The organism is Pseudomonas sp. AP3_22 TE3818 (assembly GCF_053628995.1).
This window is the reverse complement of sequence record NZ_JBRJHL010000001.1, coordinates 905,109-925,097: the sequence shown is the minus strand read 5'-3', so window position 1 is coordinate 925,097 and position 19,989 is coordinate 905,109. Positions and strand designations below refer to the sequence as shown.

The 19,989-nt window shown below is 59.7% G+C and carries 25 protein-coding genes; 16 read left to right on the top strand and 9 right to left on the bottom strand.

Annotation, left to right across the window (positions count from 1 at the left end; genetic code table 11):
• The first annotated feature begins 179 nt into the window (after positions 1-179).
• The 3 genes from AB7M25_RS04420 (at position 180) to AB7M25_RS04410 (ending at position 3,881) form a co-directional block, all read left to right on the top strand.
• Positions 180-1,475 (top strand): NCS2 family permease, encoded by a 1,296-nt coding sequence (locus AB7M25_RS04420; protein ID WP_046041744.1) that lies wholly within the window; start codon positions 180-182, stop codon positions 1,473-1,475.
• On the top strand, positions 1,472-2,551 hold the full coding sequence (trmA, locus tag AB7M25_RS04415; protein ID WP_429383830.1) for a tRNA (uridine(54)-C5)-methyltransferase TrmA: 1,080 nt from the start codon (positions 1,472-1,474) through the stop codon (positions 2,549-2,551). The genes AB7M25_RS04420 and trmA overlap by 4 nt, the downstream gene beginning before the upstream one ends.
• A 107-nt stretch (positions 2,552-2,658) precedes the next feature.
• Positions 2,659-3,881 (top strand): IS3 family transposase gene (locus tag AB7M25_RS04410; RefSeq protein WP_454236982.1). Its coding sequence is split into 2 segments (ribosomal slippage): positions 2,659-3,010 and positions 3,010-3,881, totalling 1,224 coding nucleotides; the frame shifts between segments, so codons are not numbered across the junction.
• A 34-nt stretch (positions 3,882-3,915) separates the two neighbouring features.
• Here the strand turns inward: AB7M25_RS04410 and AB7M25_RS04405 are convergent.
• Together AB7M25_RS04405 and AB7M25_RS04400 are read right to left on the bottom strand one after the other, a co-directional pair.
• Positions 3,916-4,362, bottom strand: a complete 447-nt coding sequence (locus tag AB7M25_RS04405; RefSeq protein ID WP_429519624.1) for a DUF2442 domain-containing protein — start codon at positions 4,360-4,362, stop codon at positions 3,916-3,918.
• Entirely contained in the window at positions 4,359-4,787 is a 429-nt protein-coding gene (locus AB7M25_RS04400) for a DUF4160 domain-containing protein (protein WP_429383834.1), read from the bottom strand. Before AB7M25_RS04400 ends, AB7M25_RS04405 begins: the two co-directional genes overlap by 4 nt.
• A gap of 226 nt (positions 4,788-5,013) precedes the next feature.
• Between AB7M25_RS04400 and AB7M25_RS04395 the strand changes: the two genes are divergently transcribed.
• From AB7M25_RS04395 to AB7M25_RS04385, 3 genes are all read left to right on the top strand, one after another.
• Positions 5,014-5,925, top strand: a complete 912-nt coding sequence (locus tag AB7M25_RS04395; RefSeq protein WP_095965678.1) for a LysR family transcriptional regulator — start codon at positions 5,014-5,016, stop codon at positions 5,923-5,925.
• A 140-nt stretch (positions 5,926-6,065) separates the two neighbouring features.
• A complete protein-coding gene (aroQ, locus tag AB7M25_RS04390; RefSeq protein ID WP_258682678.1) occupies positions 6,066-6,506 on the top strand; it encodes a type II 3-dehydroquinate dehydratase in 441 nt (146 codons plus the stop codon).
• A gap of 5 nt (positions 6,507-6,511) precedes the next feature.
• On the top strand, positions 6,512-7,366 hold the full coding sequence (locus tag AB7M25_RS04385; protein ID WP_429519622.1) for a shikimate dehydrogenase: 855 nt from the start codon (positions 6,512-6,514) through the stop codon (positions 7,364-7,366).
• 79 nt (positions 7,367-7,445) lie between these two features.
• On the opposite strand, the gene AB7M25_RS04380 is transcribed toward AB7M25_RS04385, so the two are convergent.
• Positions 7,446-8,123 (bottom strand): TetR/AcrR family transcriptional regulator, encoded by a 678-nt coding sequence (locus AB7M25_RS04380; RefSeq protein ID WP_015096928.1) that lies wholly within the window; start codon positions 8,121-8,123, stop codon positions 7,446-7,448.
• A gap of 102 nt (positions 8,124-8,225) precedes the next feature.
• Positions 8,226-10,127, bottom strand: a complete 1,902-nt coding sequence (quiC, locus tag AB7M25_RS04375) for a 3-dehydroshikimate dehydratase QuiC (protein WP_454237015.1) — start codon at positions 10,125-10,127, stop codon at positions 8,226-8,228.
• 346 nt (positions 10,128-10,473) lie between these two features.
• Between quiC and AB7M25_RS04370 the strand changes: the two genes are divergently transcribed.
• From AB7M25_RS04370 to AB7M25_RS04340, 7 genes are all read left to right on the top strand, one after another.
• The gene (locus AB7M25_RS04370) at positions 10,474-11,811 is read left to right on the top strand and encodes an MFS transporter (protein ID WP_429519619.1); all 1,338 of its coding nucleotides are present in this window, start codon (positions 10,474-10,476) and stop codon (positions 11,809-11,811) included.
• Positions 11,812-11,929: 118 nt separating this feature from the next.
• Complete coding sequence (locus tag AB7M25_RS04365; protein ID WP_454237014.1) at positions 11,930-12,052, top strand: hypothetical protein; 123 nt, start codon at positions 11,930-11,932, stop codon at positions 12,050-12,052.
• Complete coding sequence (locus AB7M25_RS04360; protein WP_454237013.1) at positions 12,042-12,164, top strand: hypothetical protein; 123 nt, start codon at positions 12,042-12,044, stop codon at positions 12,162-12,164. The genes AB7M25_RS04365 and AB7M25_RS04360 overlap by 11 nt, the downstream gene beginning before the upstream one ends.
• Positions 12,154-12,276: a hypothetical protein gene (locus AB7M25_RS04355; protein ID WP_454237011.1), complete on the top strand. Its 123-nt coding sequence runs from the start codon at positions 12,154-12,156 to the stop codon at positions 12,274-12,276. Before AB7M25_RS04360 ends, AB7M25_RS04355 begins: the two co-directional genes overlap by 11 nt.
• Positions 12,266-12,388: a hypothetical protein gene (locus AB7M25_RS04350; protein ID WP_454237012.1), complete on the top strand. Its 123-nt coding sequence runs from the start codon at positions 12,266-12,268 to the stop codon at positions 12,386-12,388. The genes AB7M25_RS04355 and AB7M25_RS04350 overlap by 11 nt, the downstream gene beginning before the upstream one ends.
• Positions 12,378-12,500 (top strand): hypothetical protein, encoded by a 123-nt coding sequence (locus AB7M25_RS04345; protein WP_454237011.1) that lies wholly within the window; start codon positions 12,378-12,380, stop codon positions 12,498-12,500. Before AB7M25_RS04350 ends, AB7M25_RS04345 begins: the two co-directional genes overlap by 11 nt.
• Positions 12,490-12,612, top strand: coding sequence for a hypothetical protein (locus tag AB7M25_RS04340; protein WP_454237010.1), 123 nt, complete (start codon positions 12,490-12,492; stop codon positions 12,610-12,612). Before AB7M25_RS04345 ends, AB7M25_RS04340 begins: the two co-directional genes overlap by 11 nt.
• Positions 12,613-12,710: 98 nt before the next feature.
• Here AB7M25_RS04340 and AB7M25_RS04335 read toward each other — a convergent pair whose 3' ends face one another.
• Positions 12,711-13,595: a DMT family transporter gene (locus tag AB7M25_RS04335; protein WP_429518529.1), complete on the bottom strand. Its 885-nt coding sequence runs from the start codon at positions 13,593-13,595 to the stop codon at positions 12,711-12,713.
• A 125-nt stretch (positions 13,596-13,720) separates the two neighbouring features.
• Positions 13,721-14,497 carry an IclR family transcriptional regulator gene (locus AB7M25_RS04330; RefSeq protein ID WP_429518528.1) on the bottom strand — a complete coding sequence of 259 codons (777 nt, stop codon included), beginning with the start codon at positions 14,495-14,497 and terminating at the stop codon, positions 13,721-13,723.
• Between the two features lie 166 nt (positions 14,498-14,663).
• Here AB7M25_RS04330 and ypfJ point away from each other — a divergent pair, with 166 nt between their 5' ends.
• Together ypfJ and AB7M25_RS04320 are read left to right on the top strand one after the other, a co-directional pair.
• Positions 14,664-15,557, top strand: coding sequence for a KPN_02809 family neutral zinc metallopeptidase (gene ypfJ, locus AB7M25_RS04325; RefSeq protein WP_429518527.1), 894 nt, complete (start codon positions 14,664-14,666; stop codon positions 15,555-15,557).
• Positions 15,558-16,517, top strand: a complete 960-nt coding sequence (locus AB7M25_RS04320) for an alpha/beta fold hydrolase (RefSeq protein ID WP_454237009.1) — start codon at positions 15,558-15,560, stop codon at positions 16,515-16,517.
• Between the two features lie 125 nt (positions 16,518-16,642).
• Here AB7M25_RS04320 and AB7M25_RS04315 read toward each other — a convergent pair whose 3' ends face one another.
• From AB7M25_RS04315 to AB7M25_RS04305, 3 genes are all read right to left on the bottom strand, one after another.
• Positions 16,643-17,236, bottom strand: a complete 594-nt coding sequence (locus tag AB7M25_RS04315; protein WP_454237008.1) for an HAD family hydrolase — start codon at positions 17,234-17,236, stop codon at positions 16,643-16,645.
• Positions 17,233-18,102 (bottom strand): acyl-CoA thioesterase II, encoded by an 870-nt coding sequence (gene tesB, locus AB7M25_RS04310; protein ID WP_104451364.1) that lies wholly within the window; start codon positions 18,100-18,102, stop codon positions 17,233-17,235. Before tesB ends, AB7M25_RS04315 begins: the two co-directional genes overlap by 4 nt.
• 105 nt (positions 18,103-18,207) lie before the next feature.
• Positions 18,208-18,777, bottom strand: coding sequence for a GNAT family N-acetyltransferase (locus AB7M25_RS04305; RefSeq protein WP_102702085.1), 570 nt, complete (start codon positions 18,775-18,777; stop codon positions 18,208-18,210).
• A 79-nt stretch (positions 18,778-18,856) separates the two neighbouring features.
• Between AB7M25_RS04305 and AB7M25_RS04300 the strand changes: the two genes are divergently transcribed.
• Positions 18,857-19,777, top strand: coding sequence for a histone deacetylase family protein (locus AB7M25_RS04300; protein WP_454237007.1), 921 nt, complete (start codon positions 18,857-18,859; stop codon positions 19,775-19,777).
• Positions 19,778-19,989: the final 212 nt, after the last annotated feature.

Sequence of the window (19,989 nt, the reverse complement as noted above, 5' to 3'; positions counted from 1 at the left end):
CTTGGCTTTGTCGCAAAACATCGACGACGATCACCGCCATAAGCAGCCATATGCCCAAGCTACTGGTATGATGCGCGGCTTTTTCCGGCCCACAGTAATTTCCAGGCGCGTTCTGCTGCCTGTGCTTTGCTGTTGAGGTCGATACATTCACGGCGCCCGGCGCGCCACGGGGAGCAGACATGCTGGAAAGGCTGTTTCAACTCAAGGCACACAACACCAACGTGCGGACCGAGATTCTGGCGGGCGTCACGACCTTTTTGGCCATGGCCTACATTCTGTTCGTCAACCCGAGCATCCTCGGCGAGACCGGTATGGACAAGGGCGCGGTGTTTGTCGCCACCTGTCTGGCAGCTGCCATCGGCTCGACGACCATGGGCCTGATCGCCAACTACCCGATCGCCCTCGCACCGGGCATGGGCCTGAACGCCTTCTTTACCTACACCGTGGTCCTGCACATGGGCCATACCTGGCAAGTGGCGCTCGGCGCGGTGTTCATCTCGGCAGTGTGCTTCTTCCTGCTGTCGATCTTCCGCATCCGTGAATGGATCATCAACAGCATCCCGTTGCCACTGCGTTCGGCCATTGCTGCCGGTATCGGCCTGTTCCTGGCGCTGATCGCCCTGCACAACGCCGGTATCGTGGTCAGCAACCCGGCGACCATGGTCGGCCTCGGTGACCTGAAACAACCGGCTCCGATCCTCGCCACCCTCGGTTTTGCCCTGATCGTCGCGCTTGAAGCCCTTGCCGTGCGCGGCGCGGTGCTGATCGGCATTCTGGTGGTGACCATCGTTTCGATCGTGATGGGCTTCACCCCGTTCGGCGGCGTGATGTCGATGCCACCGTCGCTGGCCCCGACCTTCCTGCAACTGGATATCAAGGGTGCACTGGACATCGGTCTGGTCAGCGTGATCTTCGCCTTCCTGTTCGTCGACCTGTTCGATAACTCCGGAACTTTGATCGGCGTCGCCAAGCGCGCCGGCCTGATGGGCAAGGACGGCCACATGCCGAAAATGGGCCGTGCGCTGATCGCTGACAGCACCGCGGCCATGGCCGGTTCCCTGCTGGGCACCTCGACCACCACCAGCTACATCGAATCCGCCGCTGGCGTGAGTGCCGGTGGCCGCACCGGCCTGACCGCCGTTGTTGTCGCGATCCTGTTCCTGCTGGCGCTGTTCTTCTCGCCACTGGCCGCCAGTGTTCCTGCCTTCGCCACTGCACCGGCCCTGCTGTTCGTCGCCGTGCTGATGACATCCGGCCTGGCCGAAATAGACTGGGACGACATCACCGTTGCCGCGCCCGTGGTGATCACCGCGCTGGCGATGCCGTTCACCTATTCCATCGCCAATGGCATCGCCTTCGGTTTCATTTCCTGGACCGCCATCAAGTTGATGTCCGGTCGTGGCCGTGAGCTGAACCCGGCGCTGGTAATCCTGTCGATTCTGTTCGTGATCAAGCTGGGTTGGTTCAACGCATGACTTTTGATTCCCAGGCCTATGCCGTTCAACTCGAAGAAAAGGTCACGCGTTTGCGTGACCTGCTGGCCCCGTTCGATGCACCCGAGCCGGCCGTTTTCGATTCGCCGCTGAAAAACTTCCGCCTGCGCGCCGAGTTCCGCCTGTGGCGCGAGGCCGGCGAACGGCATTACGCGATGTTTTCCCAGGAAGACAAACGCACGCCCATCCTGATCGAAGAGTTCCCGATCGCCAGCCTGCGCATCAACCAGTTGATGCCGCAGCTCAAGGCAGCGTGGCAAGCCAGTGCGCCTCTGAGCCACAAGCTGTTCCAGGTGGAATTCCTGACCACGTTGGCCGGCGACGCAATGATCACTCTGTGCTATCACCGCCCGCTGGACGAGCACTGGCACGCGGCGGCTGCGAAACTGGCGACGGACCTGAACGTCAGCATCATCGGCCGCTCCAAGGGCAAGCGCGAAGTCATCGGTCACGATTACGTGGTCGAGCGACTGGACGTCGGCGGCCGCACCTTCAGCTACCGCCAGCCGGAAGGCGCGTTCACCCAGCCCAACGGTACGGTGAACCAGAAGATGCTCAACTGGGCATACGATGCGCTTGGCGATCGCTCCGATGATTTGCTGGAACTGTATTGCGGCAACGGCAACTTCACCCTGCCGCTCGCCACCCGCGTGCGCAAAGTGCTGGCCACCGAAATCAGCAAGACCTCGGTCAACGCGGCGCTGAGCAATCTCAGCGAAAACGCGGTGGATAACGTCACCCTTGTGCGCTTGTCCGCCGAAGAGCTGACCGAAGCCCTGAACGAAGTGCGTCCGTTCCGCCGCCTGCACGGCATCGACCTCAAGAGCTACGAGTTCGGCAGCGTGTTCGTCGACCCGCCCCGCGCCGGCATGGACCCGGACACCTGCGAGTTGACCCGACGCTTCGACAACATCCTGTACATCTCCTGCAATCCGCAGACCCTGGCTGCCAACATCGCCCAACTGCACGACACCCACCGCATCAGCCGGTGTGCGATGTTCGACCAGTTCCCGTGGACCCATCACATGGAATCCGGGGTGATGTTGACCCGGCGTTGATGGCATCTGCCAGGCACAAAAAAGCCGTCTTCACGACGGCTTTTTTGTGGGTACTGTCCCGTCCTGAATAAGGTTTACACCTTCTGACTTCTTTTCAGGAAGGTGCAATGGATACGGGTACGAAACGCAGTCAGCGTGATTACACGCTGGCTTTTAAATTATCGGTCGTCGACCAGGTCGAAAAAGGCGAGTTGAGTTATAAAGAGGCTCAGCGGCGCTATGGGATTCAGGGTCGGTCGACGGTGTTGGTTTGGTTACGCAAGCATGGTCGCCAGGACTGGAGCCAAGGCGCCTCCATTCGCTCCCAGAGGATCAGACCTATGGACGAGCCAACCTTGCCATTGACTCCCGAGCAAAGAATCAAAGAACTTGAGGAGCAGTTGGCGCTGGCGAATCAGAAAGCCCAATTTTTTGAAGCCGTGGTTGATGTTCTGAAGAACGACTACGGCGTATCTGTCGTAAAAAAGCGACCCGGCAAGTCGTTGCGCAAACCCAAACCCTGAGTGTCAGCAGGGCTTGCCAATTTATGGGAATAAGCCGTCAGGCCTATTACAAACGTAACCGGGTCTACAGGGCTCGGGCCGACCAGGATCGGCAGCTCATAGCGTTTGTACAGAAAATCCGTGTCCGCCAACCTTGCATCGGTACCCGGAAGCTGCACTCGATGATGCATGAGCAGCGCGAGCAACGGGAGCTTCATGTTGGCCGGGATCGTTTATTCGCGGTTTTGCGTGAAAGCCGCCAGTTGGTCCACAGAAAGCGAGCGTATCACAAGACGACCGACAGTCATCATCGCTTCCGCCGGCACCCCAATTTGCTGAAACCAAGCCCGGAACAAATAATCGCTAACGGCCCGGAACAGGTCTGGGTGGCCGATATTACGTACCTGCCTACCCGTGATGGCGTGGCCTATTTGAGTTTGGTGACGGATGCCTTTTCGAGAAAAATAGTCGGCTATCACGTGCATGAGAATCTGCACACCAACTCCGTGGTGCAAGCCTTTCGAATGGCTTTGAAGCGGCGTCGAAGCGGTCAGAAACTAGTCCATCACTCGGATCGAGGCGCCCAGTACTGCTCGGCCCTTTACCAAGAAGTGCACGCAAAACATGGCATTACTTGCTCGATGACTGATGGCTACGACTGCTACCAGAACGCCTTGGCAGAGCGGGTCAACGGCATCTTGAAAACAGAGTTCTTGATCCATCGACCAGCGGATTTGGCGCAGGCCACACAGATGGTGCAAGAGGCGGTCACGATCTACAACCAGGAGCGGCCGCACCTGTCTTTAAAATACAAAACGCCCGATGCGGTGCATCGGGCGTTAGGGTGAAACAGGTGTAAACCTATTTCAGGACTAGACATACTTACACGACAACATCGACCTTGCGCGGGCGCCCGCCTTTCCTGCCGTTGGCCCGCGCGGCTTCAGACTTTGCGGCGCTGCTCTGGCGACCATTGCGCGAAGCGACGACCGAGGCCGCCATGGCCATCAGCGGCTTGCTCGCAGAAATCATCCCGGCGATAGACACATGCAGGTCCTTGCCTTCATGGCACAGTGCATTCCCCGCATAGCCGACAGTCAGACTGGCGTAGTCCTCCAGCTCAAAATCATCGAACTCCGAATAGTCGGCCACGGGCAACAACACGCCGCTGCCGTCTTCGAAGAGCACTGCCAGACAGGGAGCCAGGTAGCTAACCGCTGTCGCTTGCAGGCTGTTTTTTCTACGTAATTCGCCCCGTTCAATGGCTTTGTCCAGGCTACTTTCCGTTACGGGATTATCGGCCTGAGCCTTGGCTTTTATCGTTTTCATAACTCGATCTCCACACCTTCCTGTGCACCGATCAGGGACAGTAATGTCTTGTTCGATTCAGGTACGTAGCAAGCCGATCCAATCATATTGGTCGTGCTGACAACCCTTTTCACTACAACGACTTCGTTGCTTTGCCAGTCCCACAGTTGATTATCAAGACAGGCCGTTTGTAGTTTTCGCCACCAGATGCCGCGGGCGCGTCGCAAATGGGCAGGTTGCTTGAGCGATTGGCGCAAACCCTCAAGCACCGCCAATGGTGGCCGACGCGATAGCGGAACGACATCCCAGAGCTCGACACCGTTGTGCCAAAAGCTGAACCTGAATCTGGCACTCCACGTCCCCGCGTCCACATGCGCATGAGGCGGACAATGCTCGTCTCGCAACATGATCACTACCGACAGTCCTTTGAAACTGCATACCTTCATGCTAACCCATCCGTTAGGTTTTTGAATCCGAAGATCCGACACTCCCTGGAAAATCCGACCGCTGGCATTGGCCGCCGAATCATTTCTTCCGTCCTCAGGCTAGCGTTCTGGTGCTTCCCGGACCTGCGTAACACCGCGCGAATTGGTAAGAAATCCTTTCTTTACAGCGCTGTCACCTGATAAATACTGATCCAGCTTCTTCATCTGATCCCTGGTGTAATCAATCATGCAGCGACAATTCGACGATCTTCAGTTGGGCAGCATTGAGCTGTTTTGCCTGGCCGCCGAGGCTGGCAGTTTTACTGCCGCGGCGCTGGTGGCAGGTGTCACGCCCGCTGCCGTGAGCCGATCGGTGTCGCGCATGGAAGAACGCCTGGGTGTGCGCCTTTTCGCGCGCACCACGCGTAGCGTGAAGCTCACTGACAGTGGTCGCCGTTATTACGAAGAATGTCGCCAGGCCCTTGCGCAACTGGTCGAGGCCCAGCGCGAGGTCATGGGCCAGCAGCAAGTGCCGTCCGGTACTTTGCGCATCAGTATTCCGACCACCTACGCGCATCATCGAATCCTGCCGCTGCTGCCCGAATTTCGGGCGCGCTATCCCGCGGTGAAAGTCGAGTCGCATATCAGCAATCGCAACATCGATTTCGTTGGCGAAGGCTACGACATGGCGATTCGCGTGCGAGCCATCCCGGATTCCGGTCTGATCGCCCGACAGTTGGAAGATGCCGCCCTGGTGCTGATCGCCAGCCCTGATTACCTGAAACAGGCCGGCATTCCGCAAACCCTCGACGACCTCGAACACCACGAATGCATTCAGTATGAATTGCCCAGCAGCGGCCGGCGCATTGCCTGGTTGTTCAACGATGAAGGTGTGCCCCGGGAGATTCTGGCCGAGGGCAACCTCAGTTGTTCCGATGATGTACTGGGCGGGGTGACGCTGGCCAAGCATGGGGCAGGGTTGTTTCAGACCTATCGTTTTATCGTGGAAAAGGAGCTGGCCGACGGCTCACTGGTGGAAGTGCTCAAGCCCTATGGCGGGCGCTCGCGACCATTCACCCTGTTGTACCCGCAAAGTCGGCATGTGCCGCTGCGCTTGAGGGCGTTCATTGATTTTCTGGTGGAGCATTTGCCACGGTGAACACAGATAGTGTCCGATCATCGCCCACAAACCGCCAGTGTGCCCTCTCTTCAATTGACCGAATTAACTAGTTAGTACAATTTATCTCCACAGGCTGAGAACCTTGGCCGAGTCCAACAATAATAAGTGGAGAGATTCCGATGTCCCCTATCGTTCTGGTGCTCAACGGCCCGAACCTGAACCTGCTCGGCACCCGTGAACCGGCGACTTACGGCCACGAAACCCTGGCAGACATTTCGGCCCTGTGCGGACGCGCCGCCGAAGAGTTCGGCCTGGCGGTGGAGTTTCGCCAGACCAACCATGAGGGCGAATTGCTCGACTGGATTCACGCGGCCCGCGGTCGCTGCGCCGGGATAATCATTAATCCCGCCGCATGGACTCACACCTCGGTCGCCATCCGCGACGCCCTGGTCGCTAGCGAGCTGCCGGTCATCGAAGTCCACCTGTCCAACGTGCACGCCCGCGAGCCCTTCCGCCACCACTCGTTCGTATCCGCTATTGCCACGGCGGTGATGGCCGGTTTCGGCAGTCACGGCTATCGCCTGGCGCTGGAACACTTCAGTCATCGTTTGAAGGGGTGATCGCCGTGACTCAGAACAACGTGGTACTGGCCGGGCTGATCGGCGCCGGCATCCAGGCTTCCCGCACACCGGCCTTGCACGAGCATGAAGGCGATGCCCAAGGGCTGCGCTACCTCTACCGCCTGATTGATCTTGATCAGTTGAAACTCGACAGCAACGCCCTGCCCGACCTGTTGATGGCCGCCGAGCGCATGAACTTCACCGGCTTGAACATCACCTTTCCCTGCAAGCAGGCAATCATCCCGCTGCTGGACGAACTCTCGCCGGAGGCCCGCGGTATCGGTGCAGTCAACACGGTGGTGCTCAAGGATGGCAAACGCATCGGCCACAACACCGATTGCCTGGGCTTTGCCGAAGGCTTCCGACGGGGTCTGAAAGGCGTTGCCGTTGAACGTGTCGTCCAGATGGGCGCCGGCGGCGCAGGGGCGGCGGTGGCCCACGCCTTGTTGAGCGAAGGCGTACAGCAATTGAGCATTTTTGACGTGGACATCCGCCGCGCCCAGGATCTGGCCGACAACCTCAATCAGCATTTCGGTGTCGCTCTGGCGGTGGCCGGGTATGACCTGTCAAACGCCTTGGCCCAGGCTGACGGCCTGGTGAACACCACGCCAATGGGCATGAAAAAACTGCCGGGCATGCCGGTGCCGGTCGAGTTGCTTCGAGCCGAGTTGTGGGTGGCGGAGATCGTTTACTTCCCGCTGGAAACCGAACTGCTGCGCAACGCCCGCGCTCTCGGTTGCCGGACGCTGGACGGCGGCAACATGGCCGTGTTTCAGGCGGTGAAGGCATTCGAGTTGTTCAGCGGCGTGGTGCCGGATGCCCAGAGAATGCTCGAACATTTCCAGGGCATGAATGACTGAAGATCAAAAGATCGCAGCCTTCGGCAGCTCCTACAAATCAATGCGATTGACGTAGGAGCTGCCGAAGGCTGCGATCTTTTCAAGCCTGCAAATAGCGCAGCACCGACTCGCAAATCATCTCCCGATGACGCTGCTTGATGCGCTCATCCGGCAAGTCGATCTGGAAAATCTCACCCACGGTATGGCGGTTCGAGACGCGATAAAAGCAGAACGAACTGATCAGCAGATGCACATCCAGCGGCACCAGGCCGGCGCGGAATACCCCCTCTTCAACGCCCCTACGCAGGATCACATCGAGGGAATCGAGAACGGTGTTGTTCATCGCCCTGATCGCATCGGAGCGCTTCACGTACTCGGCGTTGTGAATGTTTTCGATGCTGACGATGCGCACGAAATCGACGTTGCGATCGTGGTGATCGAATGTGAATTCAACCAGCCGCCGAATCGCTTCCACCGGTGCCAGTTCGGTCAGGTGCAAACGGCTTTCAGTGCTGCGGATATCGCCGTAAAGTTTTTCCAGGACCTCGACGTAGAGCTGCTCCTTGCTGCCGAAGTAGTAGTAGATCATGCGCTTGGAGGTGTGGATGCGCTCGGCAATGGCATCGACGCGAGCCCCGGAAAGCCCCTGCTGGACGAATTCGACAATCGCCTCCTGCAGGATGTTTTCGCGGGTCTTTTCCGGGTTGTTCTTGCGACTCTTGCGCGGCTCGGTACCGGGTTCTACGGAGGCTGCGGGGAGTTCTGAAGTCATTGTCATTGCGGGCTCACGGCCATCACTGCACAGGCTGGCGATTATGGGCTGCGCGGCACGGTGAAGGAAGCCGCGCGGCCTACGTTTAATCCCGCGTTTACGAATTTCCTACAACTTGGCCTGACGGATGGCTCCGCTTCGGGATTTGGCCATGGCCGCCAGCCGCACCGCCACGTTGGCCGCGCCGTAGCCGGCATACCCGTTTTTGCGCTGGATGATTTCAAAGAAGAACCGCCCCTCGAACGGCTCGGTATACACGTGAAACAGCTCCCCGCCCTGGGCGTCGCGGTCGTACAACACGTTGTAGTAGGCCAGCTCGCTGAGGAACTCATCGTCGAAATCGAAGCGCGCCGCCAAGTCATCATAGTAGTTGAGCGGAATATCCAACAACGGCACACCCGCCTCTTTTGCACGGCTGACCTGGGCAAAGATGTCATCACAGTCAAAGGCTATGTGATGCACTCCGGAGCCGCGATAACTCGACAGCGCGTGTGAGATCGCGGTGTTGCGGTTCTCGGAAATGTTCAGCGGCAAGCGGATCGAACTGTCGCGACTGCGCAAGGCTCGGCTCTTCACCAGACCATAAGGATCCGGCAGCACCACTTCATCGTCCGCCTCGAAATCCAGCAGGCTCTTGTAGAACAGCACCCAACTGTCGAGGCTGTCGGCCGGCAGCGCCATGGCCATGTGGTCAATGCGCTTGAGGCCGCCGCTGACCGGTGCTTGCGGGTACAGATTGAAGTCCGTGCCATAAACATCGGCGTGTTGATCCACCAGATAAATCAGGCTGCCATCCGGTGCACGCACCGCCGCCAGCTCCAGTTCGTTGGGGCCGACCAGCCCGCGATAGGGCTGGCCCTTGTAGGCTACGGCGCGGGCCAGTGCGCTGGCGCTGTCCTTGACCCGCACGGCCGTAGCGCACAGCGAAGGGCCGTGGGCTTCGAAAAAGCTGTGGCCGAAGGAGTACGGTTCGGAGTTGAGGATCAGGTTGATATCGCCCTGACGCAGCAGGCTGACGCTCTTGGAGCGATGCTGCCCGGCCTTGACGAAACCCAGTCGCTCCAGCCAATGGGAGAGCTTGGCGCCGAGGCTTTCATCCACGGCGAATTCGAGAAATTCGATGCCGTTGTACTCGCTGGCCTTCGGTGTTTCGAACAGAATCTCAGGACTGGCCATTGGCTTGGCTTCCCGAGCCAGACGCTCGCGGGTCTTCTCTTCCAGATACAACAACGAGCGCAAGCCGTCGGCGGCATTGGCTCGTGGCGGCGCGGCGCGGAAGCCGTCGTTGAAGATCTCCAGCGACAATGGCCCGGTGTAGCCGCTCTGGATGATCGGCGCGAGGAACCCCGGCAAGTCGAACTCCCCCTGCCCCGGGAAGCAGCGAAAATGCCGGCTCCACTCCAGCACGTCCATGGCCAGGATCGGTGCGTCGGCCATTTGCACGAAGAAGATCTTGTCGCCGGGAATCTCGGCGATAGCGCTCGGATCGCCCTTGAGCGACAGGGTGTGAAAGCTGTCCAACAACACGCCAAGGCTTGGATGATCGGCCTGACGCACGATGTTCCACACCTGTTGATACGTGTTCACATGCCGGCCCCAGGCCAGCGCTTCGTAACCGATGCGTAGACCACGGGCCCCGGCGTGCTCAGCCAGCAGGCGCAAATCGTCGACCAGAATCTGTTCATCACCGATGGAGTCGGCCGAGGCGTTGCTGCACACCAGCACCAGGTCGGTGCCCAGTTCCTGCATCAGGTCGAATTTGCGCTCGGCGCGTTCCAGATTGCGCGACAACCGATCACGCCGGCAGCCTTCGAAATCACGGAAAGGTTGAAACAGGGTGATGGCGATCCCGAGATCGGCGCACATCTGTTTAATTTCCCGTGGGCTGCCGTCGTAGTAGAGAAGGTCGTTCTCGAAAATCTCCACACCGTCGAACCCGGCGGCGGCAATGGCTTCGAGTTTTTCCGGCAGGGTACCGCTCAAGGACACGGTGGCAATGGAACGCTGCATGTTTCGACTCCCGGTGGAGGCAATCTTGTTAGGGACATCGCACGCTTTTGTAGGAGCCAGGCTTACCGGCGATGACGATCTCGCGGACGCTATCGCCAGCAAGCCTGGCTCCTGCAGGGGGCGCGTTTAACTTTGAGTGAATTATTGGCTGCGCGATCCCACACAGCAATTCAAAGTGTACTATCCAGTTAGTTTTGCGTTCGATTATCGAACACAATGGTGGTTGGCGAATTGACGATTTTTTGTCCACTGCCCAACATCGACCCCCACATTGAATCCGGACTCGCAGCACCGGCTGCGATGTCCAAAACACCAAATAACAAATTCAAAAAAACGGGTGGTACATATGCTTCCTTCCCAAAGCTCACGCATGGCTCCGGCCATGAGCGTCACTGCCGGTGGTATCGGCGACAAGATCCGCGGCGCCATGGCGGTCGGCAAAACCCGTTGGGGCATGCTGGCGCTGGTGTTTTTCGCCACTACCCTGAACTACATCGACCGCGCCGCACTGGGTGTGATGCAGCCCATCCTGGCCAAGGAAATGAGCTGGACGGCGATGGATTACGCCAACATCAACTTCTGGTTCCAGGTCGGCTATGCCATTGGCTTCGTACTGCAGGGCCGGCTGATCGACCGGGTCGGCGTCAAACGCGTATTCTTCTGCGCGGTGTTGCTCTGGAGCCTGGCGACCGGCGCTCATGGCCTGGCCACTTCGGCGGCCGGCTTCATGGTCTGCCGTTTCATCCTCGGCCTGACCGAAGCCGCCAACTACCCGGCCTGCGTGAAAACCACCCGCCTGTGGTTCCCGGCCGGCGAGCGCGCCGTGGCCACCGGGATATTCAATGCCGGGACCAACGTCGGTGCGATGTTCACCCCGATGCTGCTGCCACTGATCCTCCACGCATGGGGCTGGCAGGCCGCGTTCCTGTGCATGTCGGCACTGGGCGGGATCTGGCTGGTGTGCTGGGCCTTGAAGTACTTCAACCCGGAAGAGCATCCGAGCGTCAAACAATCGGAACTGGACTACATCCAGAAAGAAGTCGAGCCGGAACAAACCCGCGTGCCGTTCTCGAAGATCCTGCGCATGCGCGGCACTTGGGCCTTCGCCCTCGCCTACTCGATGACCGCGCCGGTGTTCTGGTTCTACCTGTACTGGCTGCCGCCGTTCCTCAATCAGCAATACAACCTGGGCATCAACGTGACCCAGATGGGCATTCCGCTGATCATCATTTACCTCACCGCCGACTTCGGCAGCGTTGGCGGCGGCATCCTCTCCTCGTTCCTGATCGGTCGCGGGATCAACCCGATCAAGGCGCGGCTGATGTCGATGCTGCTGTTCGCCTGCTGCATCATCGGCGTGGTCATGGCTGCCGGCTCCAGCAATCTGTGGGTCGCCGTAGCCGCCATTTCCCTGGCCATCGGCGCACACCAGGCCTGGACCGCAAACATCTGGAGCCTGGTGATGGACTACACACCCAAGCACATGATGAGCACAGTATTCGGCTTCGGAGGTATGTGTGCTGCGATTGGCGGGATGTTCATGACCCAGTTGGTCGGCCATATCCTGACCGTCACCAACAACAACTACACCGTGCTGTTCACGCTGATTCCGGCGATGTACTTCATCGCGCTGACCTGGATGTACTTCATGGCACCGCGCAAGATTCCGACAGTAGAAGACTGATGTTCCCTCGGCGCAGGTCCGGTTTCGGGCCTGCGTTTTTTTTGGCCTTCACTGGTTTTTGGAGGTCACATCATTTTCGACGCGGACGCGGCCTTCTGTAGGAGCTGGCTTGCCAGCGATGGTCGTTAACGATTACGCGTGTGATCTGGATAAACGCGGCGCACTGGAGTCCATCGCCAGCAAGCCGGCTCCTACAGACGCGGTCTCCTGTAGGAGCTGGCTTGCCAGCGATGGTCGTTAACGATAACGCGTGTGATCTGGATGAACGCGGCGCACTGGAGTCCATCGCCAGCAAGCTGGCTCCTACAGACGCGGTCTCCTGTAGGAGCTGGCTTGCCAGCGATGGTCGTTAATGATTACGCGTGTGATCTGGATAAACGCGGCGCACTGGAGTCCATCGCCAGCAAGCTGGCTCCTACAGACGCGGTCTCCTGTAGGAGCTGGCTTGCCAGCGATGGTCGTTAACGATAACGCGTGTGATCTGGATAAACGCGGCGCATTTGAGTCCATCGCCAGCAAGCTGGCTCCTACAGACGCGGTCTCCTGTAGGAGCTGGCTTGCCAGCGATGGTCGTTAACGATTACGCGTGTGATCTGGATAAACGCGGCGCACTGGAGTCCATCGCCAGCAAGCTGGCTCCTACAGACGCGGTCTCCTGTAGGAGCTGGCTTGCCAGCGATGGTCGTTAACGATAACGCGTGTGATCTGGATGAACGCGGCGCATTTGAGTCCATCGCCAGCAAGCTGGCTCCTACAGACGCGGTCTCCTGTAGGAGCTGGCTTGCCAGCGATGGTCGTTAACGATAACGCGTGTGATCTGGATGAACGCGGCGCATTTGAGTCCATCGCCAGCAAGCTGGCTCCTACAATTCCCCGGGATTGCATGATGAAACCTTTGCCTAGCGGCGGCTTTGCTGCCACGCGGCCGCCAATCCGCTGCAACAGATCACGGCAATACCGAGCACGGTGGTCAGTGTCGGCGTATGGGAAAACAGCAGCCAGCCCAGCAGGCCGGCGAAGATGATCTGGCAATAGCTGAACGGCGCCAACAGTGCCGGTGCCGCGAGTCGGAACGCCTGGGTCAGGAACAGGTGAGCCGTCATCCCGCAGGCCCCCAGCGCCAGCATCATCGCGCCATGCACCAGGTTCGGCGTCTGCCAGAAGAACGGCACCAGCGCGCTCATCACCAGCGTGTTGCACAGGCCCGCGAAAAAGTTGCTGGTGGTCGGGCTGTCAATCTCGCTGAGCTTGCGCGTCAGCAGTTGATAGAAGCAGAAAAACAACGCCGAGCAGAACGGCAGCAACACCGCCGGGGTAAACAGATCTCCCCCTGGATGAACGATGATCAGCACCCCGCTGAAACCAAAAATCACCGCCAGCCATTGCCCCCGCGTCACACGCTCGCCAAGCAGCGGCACCGACAGCGCGGTGACCAGCACCGGCGCCAGGAAGTTGACCGACGTGGCCTCGGCCAACGGGATGTACATCAGCCCCGTGGTGAAAAACAAACTGGTGCCCAGCAGGCACAATGCCCGGGTCAGTTGCAGAAATGGCCGCTTGGTACGCAGCACCCGCAGCCCTGATTGCGGCAGGAAAATCCCGGCCATCAGCAAGGTGTGAACCACGTAACGCGCCCAGACCACCATGACAATGGGATAGAAACCGGAGAGGTATTTGGAAAAGGCGTCGTGGCTGGAAAACAGAAAAGTCGCGACAACGATCAGCAGGATCCCTTTGAAGGGCTGATTGACGCCGGAAAGCGGGGTGCTGCTGGGCGACGTCAAGACAAAGTCCTTTTATGGGTTGAGGCGAGACATGAATAATTTAGAACCTGGTTCCATTTTATGAAATCTACGACTCAAGAAAGTGGGCGAATACCGCACACTGTTTATTCAAGCAGACTTCAGGTTCAACTGAACAACTCTGATGCCTGGCTCGCCAGTGAAAGCTCATCGGCGTATTTCAACAAGGTCGGCGCCAATTCATGCAATCGCGCGCCGGGCATTCGCGCACTTGGCCCGGCAATACTGAGCACGCCGATGACCCGGCCATCCAGTGGATGACGCACCACGGCGGCAATCGCCGAGGTGCCCACCGCCGAACTTTCCTCGACCCAGGCATACCCCTGCTCCCGCGCCAGACGCAAGCGCTCCAGCAGTTCAATATTCGAACGCGGTGCATTAGGCCCGACGTCCCGAGGCAATTTCGTCCCTTGCCGCTCGACCAGCGACAACGCCTCGGCATCGCTCAGGCACGCCAGCCATGCGTGCCCGGAAGCCGTATAGAACAAAGGCGCATCGCGCCCCATGTCCGGGTCGTAGCGCAGACCGGAACGGGCACCCTGGGACTTGGCGATCCACACCTGGCGCTCCCCCTGGATCACCCCCAGACGCACCAGCTCACCGGTTTCCCCGGCCAGACGATCGAGCACCGGCTGGATAATATCCGCGCCGCTGCCAGACAAGTATCGAAAGCCCATGGCCACCAGCTTGGTCGACAGGTGATAGCGCAGGTTGTCCGGATTCTGCCGCACGTACCCCAGGCGAATCAGTTCAGCGAGCAAACGATGAGTCGCGCTTTTAGGGATTTCCAGTTGCTCGGCCAACGTCTGCATCGGCAAACCCTGCGGTTCACCGGTCAGGCTTTCCAGCACGCTGAAGACACGTTCGATCTGACTGCCAGCCATGGTATGTCCCAAACAAAATTTGGCTGATTCTAGAAGAGAAGCCCCACGAAGCAAAATGTGGAACCAGTCGCGCAACCGGCAGTCTGACGACCGGACTGGCGCGGCTCCCACTTGGCAGCAACACTCATCGCACGGCTCGTGACCCGGAACAGAAGAGGATTCGCACATGCTATGGAAAAAAGGCCGACGCAGCGACAACGTGGTCGATGCCCGTGGTGATGATGTCGGCAGTGGCGGCGGCGGGATGCGCTTCGGCGGTGGCAAGGGCCTGAGCCTGACGGCGATCCTGCTGATCGTCGGCATCGGCTGGATCACCGGCCAGGATCCACTGCAAATCCTCGGACAACTGACCGGGCAAATGGACCAGCAATCGGCGCCCGCCACCAACCAGAGCCGCAAGGCACCACCGGCCAATGACGAAGGCGCGGAGTTCGTGCGCTCGATCCTCGGCGACACCGAAGACACCTGGGGCGCGATATTCCAGCAGGCCGGCCGTCAATACAAAGAACCGACCCTGGTGCTGTTCAGCAACCGCGTGAATTCAGCCTGCGGTCTGGCCAGCTCGGCGACCGGGCCGTTCTATTGCCCGGCGGACCAGAAGGTCTACCTGGACATGGCGTTCTTCCAGGAAATGTCCCAACGTTTTTCCGCCGCGGGCGACTTCGCTCAGGCCTACGTCATCGCTCACGAAGTCGGACACCATGTGCAGACCCTGCTTGGGGTGTCCGCAAAGATCCAGGCGGCCCGCCAACAAGGCCGGCAGATGGAAGGCGACGGCGGTTTGCTGGTTCGTCAGGAACTGCAAGCCGATTGCCTGGCCGGTGTCTGGGCCAACAATGCGCAGAAGCGCCTGAACTGGCTGGAACCGGGCGACATCGAAGAAGCACTGAACGCAGCGAACGCCATCGGTGACGATCGTTTGCAGCAACAGGGTCAGGGCCGCGTGGTCCCGGACTCGTTCACCCACGGTACGTCGGCGCAACGGGTGCGCTGGTTCAAAACCGGTTTCGCCCAAGGCCAGGTAAGCCAGTGCGATACCTTTGCGACGAAAAATCTGTAAATGAAGAAGTGGTTGTTGGTTGTTCTGTTTACTTGCGCAACGTCCCAGGCCGCCGAGCATGAGGTCAAGGAACTCAGCCCCGGGCGCCTGCTGTTGAAATCAGGTGAAATCGCGGTGGGCATCAGCCCCGCCCCGACAAAAATCGAACGGGTGCTGATCATCCTCCACGGTCGCTTGCGCAACGCGCAAACCTATCTGCAGAGCGGTGAGCACGCGGCCGAACTGGCCGGACAAAGCGCAACGACCCTGGTGATTGCCCCGCAATTCCTCAATGAAACCGATGTGGCGGCTCATCCGGTGGCCGACACCGTTTTGCGCTGGCAAGGCAATGAATGGATGGCCGGCGGTGAATCCACGGCACCGTTTCGGCTGAGTTCCTACGCGGCGCTCGACGAAATCATTGCCCGCCTGGGAGATCGCCAGCAGTTTCCGGATGTGAAGCAAATCGTCATCGCTGGGCACTCCGGGGGCGCGCAGGTGGTTCAGCGCTATGCCTTGCTCGGTCATGATCAGCCAGCCCTCGAGGCGGCCGGCGTACAGGTTCGATACGTGATTGCCAACCCGTCGTCCTATGCCTATTTCGATGAGCGCCGGCCCGTGGCGTTCAGCCACGCCGGTTGCCCGCAATTCAATCGCTGGAAGTATGGGCTAGCGGATTTGCCCGCTTACGCCGAAGGACAAACGCCCACACAACTGCAGGAAAAGTACCTTAAGCGTGACATCGTTTACCTACTGGGCCAGCAGGACACAGACCCGAATCATCCGGCGCTGGACAAGAGCTGTGAGGCCATGGCGCAAGGGCCGTATCGGTTGGCGCGCGGGCGTTTTTACTTTGATTATCTGAAGCGGCTGCAACCGCGAGGGTTGAATCAGCAACTGATTGAGGTGCCCGGAGTCGGGCATAGCGGGGACGGGATGTTTACCTCGCCGGAGGGGCAGAAGGCGTTGTTTGGGGAATGACTCTTGTAGTGCCTGGGCCTGCCTCTTCGCGAGCAAGCCCGCTCCCACATTGGATCTGTGTCGTTCACAAATCCCTTATGGGAGCGGGCTTGCTCGCGAAGGCGTCAGATCAGACAGCCGATTCTTCAGGCAGAAAGCATCTGCCGCAACTCGACACAATCCGCCGCATGCCAATCGGACAATTCCGGCCAAGGATTATCCGGCAGATTCACCAACACAGTCCGCGCCCCCGCCGCTCGCCCGCAATCCAGATCAAAACGGTAATCACCGACCATCACCATCTCGCTTGCCGGCACCTTCCACGCTTCGGCCAGTTTCAGTAAACCGCCCGGATGCGGCTTCGGTGGTGCTTCATCACGACCCAGCACGTCCTCGACCGCAAAGCAGTCGGCCAGGCCAATGGCCTCCAGCGTGACATGCGCCAGCTCCCGTGCATTGCGCGTGAGAATGCCCAGGCGATAACCGCGCCCGGCCAGCTCGCGCACCAACTCCACCGCACCCGGCGCCGGCTTCGAACCGAGGGCCAGATCCCGTTCGTGCTCCAGCAGCCACGCATGCTTGGCGGCGGCTTCATCGGCCGGCAGTGCGGCGAGGTGGGTCAGGATGTCGGCTTCGGCAGGAATCGCCAAGGCTACGCGAATCGCCGCGAAGTCATGCACGGCCACGGTCAGGGTGCCGTCCATGTCGAACACCCAGTGACGCACGTCGGCCAGGCTCACGCCCAATCCTTGCGGTGACGGATCAAGCCTTCCTGGGTGACCGAGGCCACCAGTTGCCCGGCGCGATTGAACACGCTGCCTCGGGAGAATCCGCGCGAGTTGCCGGCCCACGGGCTGTCCATCGCGTAGAGCAGCCAATCATCGGCACGCAGATTCTGGTGGAACCACAGTGCGTGATCGAGGCTGGCGACTTGCATGTCCTTGTGCCAGACCGATTTGCCGTGGGGCTGCATCGAGGTGACCAGCAGACCGAAGTCCGATGCATAGGCCAGCAGGTATTTATGCAGCGCCGGCGAATCGGCCAAGGCCCCGTCGGCGCGGAACCAGACGTACTTGACCGGATCGGACGGCAGCGGGTTGTAGGGATCTTTTTCAGTCACCGGGCGGAATTCGATCGGCTTGGGGCACAACAGCTTTTCGCGCATTTTCTCGGGAATCAGGTGCGCGCGCTGCTGGGTCAGTTCCAGCTCCGAAGGCAGATTTTCCGGGCCAACCACAACCGGCATTTCGCTCTGGTGCTCAAAGCCTTCCTCGTCGTACTGGAACGACGCACTGCACGTAAAGATCGGGTGGCCCTTCTGGATCGCCGTCACCCGACGCGTGCTGAAACTGCCGCCGTCACGCACCCGGTCAACTTGATACACCACCGGCAAACCGGCATCACCCGGACGCAGGAAATAGCCGTGCATCGAATGCACATGGCGCGCCTCTTCTACCGTCTGACTCGCCGCCGACAGCGACTGACCAAGTACCTGGCCACCGAACAGCTGACGGAAACCCAGGTCCTGGCTACGGCCGCGGAACAGGTTTTCTTCGATCGGTTCCAGGGTCAGCAAGTCGACCAGATCTTCCAACACTTGGCTCATTCAGACTCTCCTCACGCAAAACATTGCCGCGCAGTCTTGGCTGCAACGGTCGATTCAGTTTCCGGCCCGGGCCAGCATGGGGCCATTGTAAACGTCCGTGCCAGCTTATCCATGCAAGGTTTGCAGCCATTGTTCGCGGCTGATGCGATACAGCACGTGCCGACGCAACGGATGATCGGCTTCGAGTCGCGGGTGATCGAAGTCATCCGCCGGGTCATGGTGCATGCCGATGGCCTGCATGACTTTCTCCGACGGCAGGTTGGTTTGCGTCGTGAAGGCCACCACCTCTTTCAGCGGCAAGCGGTCGAATCCGCAGCGCAGAGCGGTCCACGCCGCTTCACTGGCGTAACCGAGGCCCCAGTGCTCGCGGGCCAGGCGCCAGCCGATTTCCGTCGCGGGGGTGAATGGCGCGTCGAATCCGACCACATTGAGCCCGGTAAACCCGATGAACTGGCCAGAGTCCTTTCGCTGCAAGGCCCAGAGCCCATAACCATGCTCGGCGAAATGACCACGGATTCGCCCGATCAATGACGCGCTTTCCAGCCGGCTCAAGGTGCCTGGAAAATAGCGCATCACCTGCGGATCGGCACACATCGCCGCAAAGTCTGCCAAATCTTCATCGCGCCACTGGCGCAACAGCAGCCGAGCGCTTTCAAGCTCCAGTATTGGCTCCATCGTGCCCCGCCCCTCCATTTCAATGTCGCCAGTCTACAACGCTGGTAGGATCCCTCTCTCATTCCTACATGAAATGACCATGCCACTGCCGCTGATTTATCACGAAGACTACAGTCCCGAGTTTCCGGCGGATCACCGCTTCCCCATGGACAAGTTCCGCCTGCTGCGCGATCACCTGGTAGACAGCGGCCTGACCCGCGACGCCGACCTGCTACGCCCGGATCTGTGTCCGGCAGACATTCTCGCCCTCGCCCATGACCCTTCGTATATCGAACGCTACATGAGTGGCGAATTGCCCCGCGAAGACCAGCGCCGCCTTGGCCTGCCCTGGAGCGAAGCCCTGGCCCGGCGCACGGTGCGCGCAGTCGGCGGCTCGCTGCTGGCGGCCGAGCAGGCGCTGGAACATGGCCTGGCCTGTCACCTGGCGGGCGGCACCCATCATGCGCACTACGACTACCCGGCCGGGTTCTGCATCTTCAATGACCTGGCGGTGATCAGCCATTACCTGCTGGAAAGTGGTCGGGTGAACCGGGTGCTGATCTTCGATTGCGACGTGCATCAAGGCGACGGGACCGCACGAATCCTGCAGCACACCCCGGAAGCGGTAACCGTTTCCCTGCACTGCGAAAAGAACTTTCCTGCACGCAAAGCCGAAAGTGACTGGGACATTCCACTGCCCAACGGCATGGGCGATGCCGACTACCTGAAGGTGGTGGACGATGCGCTCAACTACCTGCTGCCGCTCTACCAACCGGACCTGGTGCTGTATGACGCCGGGGTCGATGTGCATAAGGACGACGCCCTGGGTTATCTGAAGCTGACAGACGAAGGCGTCGCCGCCCGCGATGAAAGCGTGATGCGCCATTGCCTGGGCCGCGACATCCCGGTGGTCGGGGTGATCGGTGGCGGCTACAGCAAGGACCGCCAGGCCCTGGCCCGTCGCCACGGCATCCTCCATCACAGCGCGCAGCGCGTCTGGCAGTCATCAGGCTGTCACTGAGTTGTGGATGCTTTACCCACAATGCCTGTGGAACTGCCTGTGGATAACCTGAGTGAAAGGGTCTGCAGCCCACACGGCGTATAGGGTACAGAACGGTGATTATTTTTTAACCACCCGCTGCAACCACCACAGTTCAAATGTGGGAGCGGGCTTGCTCGCGAAGGCGTCGGCACGCTCAACGCCTATGTATCTGACACTCCGCTTTCGCGAGC